This window comes from Nitrospira sp. (genome assembly GCA_024998565.1).
Lineage (GTDB): Bacteria > Nitrospirota > Nitrospiria > Nitrospirales > Nitrospiraceae > Nitrospira_A.
This window is the reverse complement of record JACOEM010000001.1, coordinates 261472-273805: the sequence shown is the minus strand read 5'-3', so window position 1 is coordinate 273805 and position 12334 is coordinate 261472. Positions and strand designations below refer to the sequence as shown.

At 56.9% G+C, this 12334-nt stretch carries 10 protein-coding genes and 1 tRNA gene; 2 read left to right on the top strand and 9 right to left on the bottom strand.

The features are described 5' to 3' along the window. Positions 1–28: 28 nt before the first annotated feature. From H8K11_01375 to H8K11_01355, 5 genes are all read right to left on the bottom strand, one after another. Entirely contained in the window at positions 29–553 is a 525-nt protein-coding gene (locus H8K11_01375) for a PilZ domain-containing protein (GenBank protein MCS6262379.1), read from the bottom strand. 217 nt (positions 554–770) lie between these two features. After that, entirely contained in the window at positions 771–2027 is a 1257-nt protein-coding gene (gene clpX / locus H8K11_01370) for an ATP-dependent Clp protease ATP-binding subunit ClpX (GenBank protein MCS6262378.1), read from the bottom strand. A 26-nt stretch (positions 2028–2053) separates the two neighbouring features. Beyond that, positions 2054–2689: an ATP-dependent Clp endopeptidase proteolytic subunit ClpP gene (gene clpP / locus H8K11_01365; GenBank protein MCS6262377.1), complete on the bottom strand. Its 636-nt coding sequence runs from the start codon at positions 2687–2689 to the stop codon at positions 2054–2056. A gap of 126 nt (positions 2690–2815) precedes the next feature. Beyond that, on the bottom strand, positions 2816–4153 hold the full coding sequence (gene tig, locus H8K11_01360) for a trigger factor (protein MCS6262376.1): 1338 nt from the start codon (positions 4151–4153) through the stop codon (positions 2816–2818). Positions 4154–4201: 48 nt separating this feature from the next. Further along, a tRNA-Leu gene (locus H8K11_01355) sits at positions 4202–4284 on the bottom strand. A 327-nt stretch (positions 4285–4611) separates the two neighbouring features. Between H8K11_01355 and H8K11_01350 the strand changes: the two genes are divergently transcribed. Continuing rightward, a complete protein-coding gene (locus H8K11_01350; protein MCS6262375.1) occupies positions 4612–5697 on the top strand; it encodes a HEAT repeat domain-containing protein in 1086 nt (361 codons plus the stop codon). A 340-nt stretch (positions 5698–6037) separates the two neighbouring features. Further along, complete coding sequence (locus H8K11_01345) at positions 6038–7285, top strand: ABC transporter substrate-binding protein (GenBank protein ID MCS6262374.1); 1248 nt, start codon at positions 6038–6040, stop codon at positions 7283–7285. Positions 7286–7350: 65 nt separating this feature from the next. Here the strand turns inward: H8K11_01345 and H8K11_01340 are convergent, their stop codons facing one another. The 4 genes from H8K11_01340 to H8K11_01325 all read right to left on the bottom strand — a co-directional run bounded on the left by H8K11_01340 (position 7351) and on the right by H8K11_01325 (position 11968). Beyond that, the gene (locus tag H8K11_01340) at positions 7351–8856 is read right to left on the bottom strand and encodes an OmpA family protein (GenBank protein ID MCS6262373.1); all 1506 of its coding nucleotides are present in this window, start codon (positions 8854–8856) and stop codon (positions 7351–7353) included. Between the two features lie 245 nt (positions 8857–9101). Beyond that, entirely contained in the window at positions 9102–10304 is a 1203-nt protein-coding gene (locus tag H8K11_01335) for an OmpA family protein (GenBank protein ID MCS6262372.1), read from the bottom strand. Between the two features lie 78 nt (positions 10305–10382). Further along, positions 10383–10808 (bottom strand): large conductance mechanosensitive channel protein MscL, encoded by a 426-nt coding sequence (gene mscL / locus H8K11_01330; GenBank protein MCS6262371.1) that lies wholly within the window; start codon positions 10806–10808, stop codon positions 10383–10385. 50 nt (positions 10809–10858) lie between these two features. After that, complete coding sequence (locus tag H8K11_01325) at positions 10859–11968, bottom strand: DUF481 domain-containing protein (protein ID MCS6262370.1); 1110 nt, start codon at positions 11966–11968, stop codon at positions 10859–10861. Positions 11969–12334 lie beyond the last annotated feature (366 nt).

Here is a 12334-nt window from a genome sequence, read left to right as displayed (position 1 = left end):
TTGAATTGCGGTTTTGTACGGGAGTTGCTTACTTTGGTTCGTCCGGGGGGATGCCCTTGACGGAATGGACCAGGCTGATCACTCGATTCCGTGTTTCCGTCGCGATGTCGCTGAAGCGGACGCCCAGTCCCGGGCTGAATGTATATTGGTCGGCCTTCGGGCAAACCCACGCGATTACGCCTTTGGCCGACAACCACTCGCCAGGACTTTCAGGCAGGGTAAACTCCATGGCGAGTTTCGTTCCTACGGCTAAGGGCGTAAAGCTTTCGATAAACAAGCCTCCGCCGCCGATCCCCCCCGCTCGACTTTCGAATTGAGTGCCCTCGGGGGTGTGGTATTTGACCCGTATGGAGAGCGAGATGCGTGGCTCAGACCGCGCCTCTCGGGACTGTTGTGGTTTCCGGTAGGTTAGAATTTGATCGACGAGAAAGTCCCAGGCCAAGCTCCCCATTGGCTCGCCGTTGATGCCCACCAAGGTGATCACTTCTTTGGATGAATCAATCTCAAGCGTTTTGCCCTTGTGTCTATTGCTCGATACGACTGGGAATTTCACATGCGCCGCCCTTCGGAAAAGGCACCAGTGGAGGGATATCCGTCTTTCCGCAAGTATACCGCACGAAATGGTCTTGTCGATAAAAACCTGACATTTGGGGAGCGGGTTACCTAGAGGGCAGGCCGGAGGCGGTACTGGGGGAGCTAAAAAATGAGGGGGCGCTAGGCCCCCTCTGGAACAGCAACGGTAGTCATGTGAATGAACTGGCAGGGGTAAGCTAGGCGCTTTTCACGTCCTTATCCTGCTCAAAGATCCGGATCGGAGCGTGTTTTCCGCTGATAGCGTCTTCGGTTATGACGACTTCTTTAATTTGTTTCTGCGAAGGCGCATCGTACATCACGTCGAGCATGGCCTCTTCTAGGATTGAGCGTAACCCGCGTGCGCCGGTCTTTTGTGTGAAGGCTTTCCGTGCAACGGCGCTCAGGGCTCCCTCCGTAAAACGGAGCTTGACCTTCTCGAAGGAAAGCAACTTTTCATATTGCTTGGTGAGCGCGTTTCGAGGCTCGGTGAGGATGCGAATCAACGCCTGCTCGTCGAGTTCATCCAGAGTGGCGACGACCGGCAAGCGGCCGATGAACTCCGGGATTAATCCATACTTCAGGAGATCTTCCGGTTGGACATGTGGCAGCAATTCACCCAATCGGATGTCGTTGCGGCCTCGGACCTCCGCTCCGAACCCCATCGATTTTCTGTTCATGCGTTGTTCGATGATATGCTCCAGCCCGACAAATGCTCCGCCGCAGATGAACAAGATGTTTGAGGTGTTGACCTGAATGAACTCTTGGTGCGGGTGTTTGCGCCCACCTTGTGGCGGCACATTCGCGACAGTCCCTTCAATAAGTTTCAGCAGCGCTTGCTGTACGCCCTCGCCGGACACATCTCTCGTGATGGAAGGGCTATCGCTCTTTCGACTAATCTTATCGATTTCGTCGATATACACAATCCCGCGCTCAGCGCGTTCGACATCGTAGTCAGCGGCCTGAAGCAGTTTTAGGATAATGTTCTCAACGTCTTCACCGACGTAGCCTGCTTCTGTGAGCGTGGTGGCATCCGCAAGGGTGAACGGGACGTCAAGGAATTTGGCCAGGGTTTGAGCCAGGAGTGTTTTGCCGGTGCCGGTTGGGCCTATGACCAGAATATTGCCTTTTTGGAGTTCGACATCGTCGACGTCTTTCTCCTTGGCGGAGATGCGCTTGTAGTGGTTGTGTACGGCGACGGAGAGGATTCGCTTGGCACGATCCTGTCCCACCACGTATTGATCAAGGTGGTGTTTGATTTCGGCAGGTTTCTTCAGCTTCGAAGATATTTCTTCCTTCGCCTCTTCCCAATCCTCCGCAATGATGTCGTTGCAGAGGTTGACACATTCATCGCAAATGTAGACGGTTGGACCGGCGATGAGCTTACGCACTTCGTCACGGCTTTTCCCGCAAAACGAGCATCGCAGGTGCCGATCAATCTTTTCTTGCTTAGCCATGCTGCCTCCTGTACACCAAAGGTCAACTAGCTCTTGCCGGCGTCCTTCCCTGAGTCCGCGGACCCTACGGGCTTGAGGCTCTTCAGGGGGCGTGTGATGACTTCATCGATCAATCCATACCGCTTTGCTTCTTCGCTTGACATGAAGTAGTCCCGCTCGGTGTCTTGTGAAATCTTGTCGAGTGGCTGTCCGGTGTGCTTCGCCATGATTTCGTTCAGGCGTTCGCGAATCTTCAGGATCTCGCGCGCGTGAATATCGATCTCGGTGGCCTGGCCCTGAAATCCTCCCATCGGTTGATGGATCATGACTCGGGCATTTGGCAAAGCGTAGCGCTTGCCCTTTGTGCCGGCTGTCAGCAGGAAGGCTCCCATGCTGGCAGCCTGGCCTAAGCAGATCGTGTTGATGGCAGGTTTGACGTATTGCATCGTATCGTAGATGCCAAGTCCAGCCGTGACACTTCCCCCGGGTGAATTGATGTACAGATTGATATCCTTTTCAGGGTCTTCGGCTTCCAGGAACAGCAATTGAGCGATGATCAGGTTTGCAAAGACGTCATCGATCGGTGCGCCGAGAAAGATGATGCGGTCTTTAAGCAGGCGTGAGTAAATGTCGTAGGCACGTTCGCCGCGGTTCGTCTGTTCGATGACAATCGGAACTAGCATTCGGCTGAATCCTTTCCGCTAGAGGCCTGACAGGTGGAAACTCTTCAGTTTACCATACTCATATGACCTGGATTTGGGTGATCGCCGCCCCGCTAACCAGTGCTGCGGCCATGGCAGCCAACTATGCTACCCCTGGATCATTGCGTGCTTGTAGACAAAATCCAACGCTTTATCGGCCAAAATCCGCGATCGAAGGTCGTCTAGGGTATCTTGCCCACCGGCCTGAATCATGCGGGTGACTTCTTCGACTGACAGTTTGACCTCCGCAGCGAGCCTCGTGATTTCGCTGCTAAGATCTTCATTCGTGACGGTGATGTTTTCCTTCGCCGCCAGTGCCTCAAGGATGAGTCCAACTTTGACGCGCCGTTCGGCCTCTGGGCGCAGTTCATCCTGGAGTTTCTTGGCGTCCTCTGTTTGAGGCGCGGTAGGTGAAGTGTCTGGATTGTCGCCGGATTTCCGCTGGCGGGATTGCAATTGTTGCCGGACCATGGCCGACAGCTCTCGCTCAACCAGTGTTCCGGGAAGTTCAAAATGATGGGTTTCAGCCAGTCGCTTTAAGATGGTGTCCTTGTAGCTATCCTCGATATCTTTCTTCAGGGCCCGTTCCATTTCGGTGCGAAGCTTCTCTCGGATTTCCTGCAATGATTGGTAGGGACCGCAATCCTTTGCGAACTCGTCGTCTAGCGCGGGGAGCTGTTTCTGCTTTACGGACTTGATGGTACAGCGAAAGCTCACGGTCTTGCCGGCGACGCGAGTATCAGGGTGTGTCGCGGGATAGGCTTGTGGAATAGTTATCGCTTCACCTTCCTTTTTGCCTGGGAGATGAGCTTCAATGTCGATGCCAAGCACGGAGGCATGTGAGCCCATTTTGTGAAGGTGCCCTTCTTTGGTCGTTCCTTCGAGCGGTTTGCCATCCAAGGTTCCTTCAATATCTAGGACCGCATAGTCGCCATCGGCCAATGTTGTTCCGGCGGGAGCAGGGTGTAATTGGGCCATTTGCTCGCGGAGAACGTTGAGGGCTTTTTCGACCTGTTCATCCGTGACGGTTCTCTGGTCCTGCTTGAGGGAGATAGGATTCGGAGCCTTGTAATCTCGAAGCTCGATGGTCGGCTTGATCTCAACGGTTGCGGTAAAGCTAAAGGGCGTGTCTTTCTTGACTTTGACCCGTTCCAAAGGCGGAATTTCTACCAGAACCGGAACGATGCCCGCCTGGCGGATGGCTCGATCATAATAATCCGGGACCAGGCTGCGAATCACGTCCTCTTCGATCGTTTTTGCATATCGCTTCTCAAGTAACTGGAGCGGAGCCTTACCGGGCCTGAATCCGGGAATGCGAACCTGCCGGTTCAATTCGGAGTAGGCCTGAACAAAGCGTAGGTTCACTTCATCTGCCGGGACTTCAATTTTGAGGGCCCGCTTCATGGGGCCGAGTTCGGTCATTTCCATCTTCATAAAGCTGTTCACGTCCTCCGGGTCCGAAAAGTTATTTGCGCCATGCGGATCTGTGAGAGGTGGTGCGAGAGGGGGGACTTGAACCCCCACGGTTACCCACGAGATCCTAAGTCTCGCGCGTCTGCCAGTTCCGCCACTCTCGCGCGACGCTGAGTACTAGGTTGCTCACCGATGCTACATATGGAATGTGCCTGCGCGTGGAAAGACACGATGAATAATGACATTTTGTACCGTCGATCGAGTCTGCCTGTCAACCCATACGCAGGTGGGGCCTGCGTGTTGGCATGTAGGTCGGAGTGGAAAAAGGATGCTGATGATAAGACGCCGGGCGGCGGCTGGGCCCTATCGGTTCCGTGGCGATGCTTGGCGCTCCTTCATAGAGTCGGGAGGCCCTGGAGCGTATAATAAAGCGTCCATTCTTTGTTGGCGGACCTTCATTCAAGATCCTATTGGAAAAGGAGGATGTCCAAATGGCGCGGAGCACTTCCTTTGCCGCAGCTATCGTCCCTCTGCTTCTCTTTGGCATCGGCTCTTCAGCATGGGCCTATCGAGACTACTTCAGTGAAACGCAGAAGGCGCAATTGGCACACATTCAGACCGTGCTTGTTGAGGTGGTTGCGCTTACTGATACGGGCGCTGGTAGCCCCGATGGAATCAGAGAAGTTGTGATGCGACGCATGAAGGAAATGGGCTATGTAGTCATTGCGGATCCGGCCCTTCCGCACGATGTCGTCGTCCGGGTAAAGTGCGAGCAACGCAAGACGTGGGAAGGTACCGCGTCGGCCGGTGGAGACAATGATTTGCCGGATGCTCCTTCTCGCCTGTGGAAGGGACCGGCGTGTCAGGTGACATATGCACTGGGAGGGATGAAGATCAAATGGCAGAAAGAGGTTCGGACGGAATTTGAAGATGCCAATCAGGCCGCCCAATCGGCTCAGGGGGGCGCGCCAGGCCCCTATGCCCTGACCGCACTCACGGGCGAGTTAGAGAAGTATGAATTTCCGCTCTTCTTGACGGCCGAATGGGGGCAGCCCGATCGACTGCTGAAGCTAATGGATTCTCCGGACACCAGCCAGCTCCGGAAATTGAATATCATTTCCCTCCTGGGAGAGATGGTGGCCGATGAGGCACTGCCCCATCTGACAGAGGCGTTGAAGGATAAAGACTTGGCAAAGCAAGCGGCGGTGGCGCTAGGCAATATGGGGCAGGAGGGAATCCCAGTTCTCATCGATATTCTGAAGCACTCCAAACAACCAGATTTGCAGGCTGCGGCGGCTAAGGGGTTGGGCGATCTTGGGAATACCCATAGTGACCCGAGAGTGGTTCCGCCGCTTCTTGAGATGTTGGACGCACCTGGCATTGACATCGCTGTTCAAACGGAGATTGCCTGGGCGTTGGGGCGGGTTCCAGACCGGCGATCGGTTGAGCCACTGTTTGCACTTGATAGGAAACTGCAGAAGATCCGCAACGATCCCCCGGACCCTCAGATCAAGAAGCTAAAAGAGGCCGTATTCTGGTCGATTAAGCAGGTCTACACCGAAGACCAATACAGCTAACCCGTCATTCACACTCTCCCGGTACGTTCCAGCCGCGGTTACCGGGATGGAGGCTGAGATGCGTGTTCTCAGTCCCGCTTCGTCCTCGTGCCGCAACCAGCGAATCCCCCGCACTCCAGGAAGATTCCTGCCAGGCTCTCCCAGTGGTTTTGATGCCCATCATGTGCGAGGGCTATCCCTCGCCCATTGTGAGAGTAAATCGTCGTCCCAGGGGTCCAACTTCATGCTGTGAAAAGGCAGAGCACTCTGTTAAGAGAGACAATCCCTCTCGGTGCGATCATGGAGTTACCATCGGGATCGTGGTGCATGAGAGGGCAAATGAAAACGAGGGGGTAACAGTATGAATAGGATCTCACGCAGACGGTTCTTGCAACTATCAGCCATGACCGGCGGCGCGTTGCTCTGTGGCGACTTGGTCGACCGTGTGCTCGGTGCGGCGCCCGGTCTAGCGGTGGCCTCTGCCGCAGAGCCGATCAAGATCGGGATCCTGGATCCGCTCTCGAGCCCCTACAAGACCTCTTCCATTCATGATGTGCATGGGGCCAATGTGGCCGTCGATCTGTTCAATAAACGTGGCGGTGTGTTAGGGCGGCCGGTGGTGATTGTTGAAGGCGATGATGCCTCGAATCCTGAGACGGCGATCAGAGTTGCCACAAAGTTTGTGCAGGACGATCAGGTTGATGTCCTGATGGGCACGTTTAATGCGGATTGTGCGCTCGTGGTTTCGGAGTTGGCGAAGAGGGAGAACAAATTGTTTATGGTCACGGGCTCCCTTCTCCCCGAACTGACCGGAGCCGCGTGCAACTCGCACACGTTCGTGTTTATGCCGAATGCCTCGATGATGGGGCAGGCTGTCGTGCCCCACTTGGTTAAGGCCTACGGCACTCGCTGGTATATGCTGACGACCAGCTCATTGGACGGCAAAGCCATGGCCCAGGCTATGGTGACGGCCGGCCAAGCTCATGGTGTTGAGTTCGTGGGAGAGACGCTGGTGCCTTTCGGGGCGACGGATTTCACTGCGGCCTTCACGGCGGCCAAGGATAAACAGCCGACGCTGCTGGTGCTCAATCTCTATGGATGGGATTTAGTCCACGCACTGAAGGCCTACACTAAACTTGAGTTTGCGAAGGAGAAGATCGGCGTGGGCGGGATGATTGCGGGTGAACAAATCGGCCGGCCCCTCGGCTATGCCAATAACGCCGGCATTTGGGGGCTCATCTGGGATCCAAAGGTCAACACGGAAGGATCCAGGCAGTTTATTCGAGCAGTCGTCGATAAATACAATCACACGCCAACTTCGCGCTGCTATCTTGGGTTTGCCGCCATGACGCAGATCCTTGAGGCGATTCAACGAGCCGGAACGACGGACGCTGCCGCACTCATTAAGGCGTTGGAGGGGCGTGAGTTTGACGGGCTGAAAGAGGGACGCTCCTACTTCCAGGCCTCAACCCATCAGCATATGCAGGATGTGATGGTCGGTGAAGCCTATGGGAAGGAGTTGGGGCTTGGGCATTATAAGATTCTGGCAACGGTTCCAGGCGACAGTCTTGCGGCGCCTGTTCACGCGGGTGTCTGTCAGTTGTCGTGAACAGGCCCTGATGTGACGGTGTCGAGTCGTTGGTTGGTCGGCGGCGATTCCGCTTGTGGGACAGGCTAGGGTGTTGTGCTGAGGGTTGCGAGTCGAACCTGCCCGCGCCTCGATTCTTCGACCGTCGCGGCAACGGTCGGCCCCTGGACGATAATCAATTCGAGTCGGCGATTTTTTTGCCTGCCCTGCTCGGTGGCATTGGATGTGAGTGGGCGTGTGTCGGCCAGCCCGACGGCTTTCGTCCTGTCCGCGGGTATCCCTCCATTGACCAGTGCCCTGCGGGCATTTTCAGCGCGAGCCCATGAGAGCGCCTTGTTGTCTGGGAAGGTTTTTTGAAGCGTTTTGCTGAGTGCTTGATTGTCGGTGTGTCCTGCGACCTGCACGAACTTGTCCGGAGGCTGTCCCAGGACCGCACCAATGCGTTTGAGGATCGTTGCGCCTTCCGGGCTCAGCGCAGCGTCACCCGATGTGAACAGCAAGTTGCTGTCCAGCGCGACCGTTAATCGATTTCCATCCTGCCGCAGGCTGATCGTTTTCTGTCTATTGTCGCCCGGCAGGACTTTGAGAAGTTCTTCTTTCACCGCAGCAATGCTTCCGTTCCGAGCCTCAGCCTGAGCGGGGTTTCCTGGAAATGCCACACCGCTGCGTGAGGAGTCCTTTCCCTGGGGGGCTGATTTCCCATCGGGTATCGACTTGGCCGTATCGCCAGGAGATGGGTTGGCAGCGCCGGAGCGCTGGTTCAGCGGTCCTCCGGCGCGCTGACTGGTGGTGAGTTGAGTCCCCTTCTGCCGCGGCGACAGGTCCCGCCCCTTCTCGTTGAGGCGCTGTTCGAGCGCTGCGATGCGGTGCCTGGCCTGGTAGATTTCTGCAATCATTGCATTGTATTGGGGGACCAGCTTGTCGCGCTCCATGAGGCGCGACCGGACTGTGTCATAGGCCTGCTCGCGGTCTTTGAGCTGCTGATCGAGTGTGCTGATACGGGCTTTTAAGGATTCGATGGTGGCGGTGGCGGTTTGTAGTTGAGCCGCCAGGCTGTCCCGTTCGGCTGACCCCGTACGCACTGTGTGAAGGTCGCGGTCTTGACGGGCGATGTGCGCTTCCAGCTCCGAGATCCTGCGTCGGGCAACTTCCAGGTCGGTGACGGCCGTGGCCCGGGTTTGGAGGGCAGCCAGATCTTTGTCTCGCGTTGCCACCTGTTGTTCAAGCGTCCCGATTCGTTGACGGGCTTGGATGAGCTCGTTGGTGGCGGTCGTCAATTGGCCGGTGAGTCGATCGCGTTCCGGTGCCAACCGCCTCAGTTCGACAAGTTCCGCTTCTTTCGCGCTGAGCAATTGGTCGTACGATGCCGCGGCGGGTTGACTCTGGCGGTCTCCCAGTTTGCTTTCCAGGTCGCGAATGCGATCGTGGAATTCACCCAGTGTGGTCAGTAATTGTTCTCGCTCCTGTTGAAGAGCCAGCAGCTTAGGTTCTACCGCTGCCGGGCTCGATGCGATGGGCTGGACGTGTGGAGCGGTTTCACAGCCTGCGGCGAGGGAACTGAGAACCATGAGCGTCCATACTGCTCGTCTCATACGATCTCTCCCCGGTCATTGATAGGAGGACGGCGCCGGTTGCATGGGGTCGCCAGTCGCCCGAGGGGAACCAACGCATCCAAGAACGTGAGGCGACCGTGATGGAGCTGACGGATGGTGATCAGCTGATGTGAGCCATCCGTTCCGGTAGAATCTGTTGAGCGACCTGCAGGCCCCAAGAACACGACAGCAATCTATCGCGTTCCTGGGGCTGATGCAAGGCTGGTGGAGTTGAGGGTAGCCGGTTAGTGTCCGACGACGATTTCGACGCGTCGATTCTTCTGCCGCCCTTCGGCGGTCGAATTGCTCGCAATCGGCCGGCTGTCGGCATGCCCTTTGGCGTCGATCTTGTCCGGGGCCATACCCCCTTCGGTCAGTGCCTGACGTGCACTGTCGGCACGTGCTTGAGAGAGTTCGACGTTGGTCGGATAGGTCTTGGCCAGTCTCCCCTTGATGGGCACGTTGTCCGTGTGGCCGGCCACATGAATTGAACGATCGGGGTATTGTTTGAGCACACCACCGATGCGGTGCAAGACATCGGCTCCCCCCGGCTTAAGTGTCGCTTCGCCGGAATCGAACAGCAACGTGGTGGCAAGCCCCAAGGTGAGCTGGTCCCCCAGCTGCTTCATGGTCACGTTGCCTTTGGCCACTTCGGCCTGCAGCAGTTTCGATAAATCGTCCTTCGCTTCGGCCAGACTGGTTTTTTGCTGATCCAACGCGCCTTTCAGCGCGGTCATTTCCTGGTCTCTGCGCCCGAGTTCACTCTCGAGGTCCGAGGCCCGCTGTCTGGCCGCCGCAAGGTCTGCCACGAGTTTTTCCCGGTCGCCGGCGGCATGTTTTAACCCGGCGACCTCATGACTCTTGGCATCCAGTTGCTGCTCCAGCTGAGTGATCCGTTGTTTGGCCTGTGCCAGTTCGGAGGACAAGCGATCCCGGTCTCCGGCATTCCCTTTCAGTCCGGCGAGTTCCTGATCCTTTGAGGATAGTTGCCCCTGGAGCGCCGCCAGTTGTGCGGCAAGGCGGTCCTTGTCTCCGGCGCCGCTCCTGAGGGCCGCGAGCTCCTGGTCCTTCGCTGACAGTTGGCGTTCGGCATCCGACAACTGTCCCGCGAGCCGCTCTTTGTCTCCGGTTGCGTTGCGGAGTGCCGCTAATTCCTGATCACGTTGGCTGAGTTGTGATTCCAGCGCGCTGGTTCGGGCTTTTGCCTGGTCCAGATCGCCGGTGAGGGAAGAACGAACCTGTGCCAGCTCCGATTCGAGCGCGGCTTTCTGCCGCTCGAGTTCGGCAATTCGTGCGTCTTTCGGGTCGGGTTTGGGTGGGAGCGGTCTGGCGACCGCCTTCATTTCATTCAACGCTCGGCTCGCCGAGTCGTTAGGGGACGGGGCCGTTGTGCAGGCCGCGAGCAGCAGGGCGCTCAACAGTACAGGAATGGTACGGGGTGTTATCATGCAATCCTCCTTCAAAAATATCGGAGCCGCCGGGTCTATCCCAGGCAGCGGGGACGAGTCCTGCGGACGCGCGAACTATTAGTGGCGTTGATTCTTCAAGAGGTCCCGAATCTCCGTCAGTAACACTTCTTCCTTGGGTGGCGCAGGAGGCGGACCGGGAGGGGCCGCTTTCTTAAAACGGTTCATTTGTTTGATCACCATGAAAATGACGAAGGCCAGAATCGTAAAATCGAGCAGGGTTTGCAGAAAGACGCCGTAGTTGATGGTGGCGGCACCGGCGGCTTTAGCTGCGGCCAGCGATTTTCCTTTGGCATCTTCGGTCAACGGAATAAAAAGACTGGAGAAGTCGACTTTCCCCATCAAGAGACCGATGGGCGGCATCAGGATGTCGCTGACGACAGAGGATACGATTTTCCCGAATGCACCTCCGATGATGACCCCCACGGCCATATCGAGCACATTGCCCTTCACGGCGAACTCTTTAAATTCACTCATCATGCTCATCCTGCCACCTCCTTGTGTGAACCGATTATGTCCCGAGCCCGATTCGGCCCTTACTGTTTCCGGCTGGTGTCGAAGCTGTACCCCAGCGTGATCAGGTAGAGGTTGTCCGTATCCGAAACGCCCGGCGGCGGGTTTTTGTTGTACCGCATGGTCCACTGGAAGCCGCTCACGAGCCCTCCCCACACTTTGAAGCGCAAGCCGGTGTCGGCAGTCAGGTAGAGATCCTTGGAGTTGGCGAGTGACTGAAATCCTTCCTGGAAGTGGTACAGGCTGACCTGGTCGCCGCCCCAGAGCGGCCAATTCCATTTCACGGCCCATCGACCTCGGGTGCTGGATTTATCGTCGGCGAGCTTAAAATCTTCGTTGAAGTAAGCTGCGCCCGCTTCCGCCCAGAGCGTCATATCTTTAAAGAAGCCCGTCAGGTCGCCTCGGTCAAGGAGTTGATAGCCTGGGCCGGTGGCGAGCGCGGTGCGTAGCTTCAGATCTTGAAAGGTGTCTTGCTCGAAATACGCCGACGCGAACCAATACAAACGTTTCGACAGGAAGAAGTCAAGCTTGATGGTGCCGCGGCTGTTCCGTACGATCAGGTTCTGGGCGTTATCGCCGTAGATGTACCGTCCGAGGATCGTCAGGCGGAGTGATTCACTACGGGCGGACAGTTCGCCGAGCAAGCTGCCGTTTCGGAGATGGCTGTTGCCGGTCGTTTGTGAAAATCCTGCCTGGAGGGCGCCGGTATAGATCACGGCCGGCTGGTTCATGCCGATGACCGTATCGAGTGGAATGGCCATCGGTGTCCCTGTGGGGGCGGCTTTCAGGATCATGGTGCCGGGCTCGCCTGGTTGTGCCGTACCCACTACCGTCGTGCCCTCTTTGAGGCTGAAAGGGACGGGACGATTGACCACGAGCTTGGCGACGTTCGGCCACATGATCTTGACGATATCGTCACCGGCGGTCGGCCCGAAGCTGGTTTTGATGTGCAGCTCGTCTGCGATCATGCCCAGGACCTGCCCATAGATCACCGTGCCGTCCTTGAGCGTGACGGCATCGAGCGCGGGCGCCGCGGGTGTCGTATCAGCAGGTGCCGGAGCTTCCGCCCGCACGATTGAGGCAGCGAGCGCCATAACGAGTAGTGCAAAAAAGAGAGATCCAAGTCGTCGCATCGTTCAGGTCCTCCTCCCGGGGCTTGCGAACGGCAACAGCCTATTGTTGCCTGATCAATAGGAAATGCTCGCGATGTATAATTGATTCTTCGTAGGAGATCAACATTCTGGCTCAAGAAATCCGTCGCGCGGCTGTTCGATTTGAATTGTGGGTCTCGCGCCGGAGGGCCTTTCCGCACGCATGAATGGCTCGTCCTGTTGAGTATACGTAGAGAGCGGAGTGTCATGCCGTCTGGTGAGCGCCTGGACCCAGCAGGGCCGATGGCGCGAAGGAGTGGATCACTATGCGACAGTCCTGTGAGTCTGAGCCCCTCGGCGCGGTCGCTGCTCATCTGCGCACCGGTGCGCCAGTCATACGTGTGGGAG

Bases quoted from the DNA above. Each gene is read 5' to 3' on its own strand.
- H8K11_01350 (MCS6262375.1), top strand. From the start codon at position 4,612: ATGGCGCGGAGCACTTCCTTTGCCGCAGCTATCGTCCCTCTGCTTCTC.
- H8K11_01345 (MCS6262374.1), top strand. From the start codon at position 6,038: ATGAATAGGATCTCACGCAGACGGTTCTTGCAACTATCAGCCATGACC.
- clpP (MCS6262377.1), bottom strand. From the start codon at position 2,689: ATGCTAGTTCCGATTGTCATCGAACAGACGAACCGCGGCGAACGTGCC.
- mscL (MCS6262371.1), bottom strand. From the start codon at position 10,808: ATGAGCATGATGAGTGAATTTAAAGAGTTCGCCGTGAAGGGCAATGTG.
- H8K11_01335 (MCS6262372.1), bottom strand. From the start codon at position 10,304: ATGATAACACCCCGTACCATTCCTGTACTGTTGAGCGCCCTGCTGCTC.
- H8K11_01340 (MCS6262373.1), bottom strand. From the start codon at position 8,856: ATGAGACGAGCAGTATGGACGCTCATGGTTCTCAGTTCCCTCGCCGCA.
- clpX (MCS6262378.1), bottom strand. From the start codon at position 2,027: ATGGCTAAGCAAGAAAAGATTGATCGGCACCTGCGATGCTCGTTTTGC.
- H8K11_01325 (MCS6262370.1), bottom strand. From the start codon at position 11,968: ATGCGACGACTTGGATCTCTCTTTTTTGCACTACTCGTTATGGCGCTC.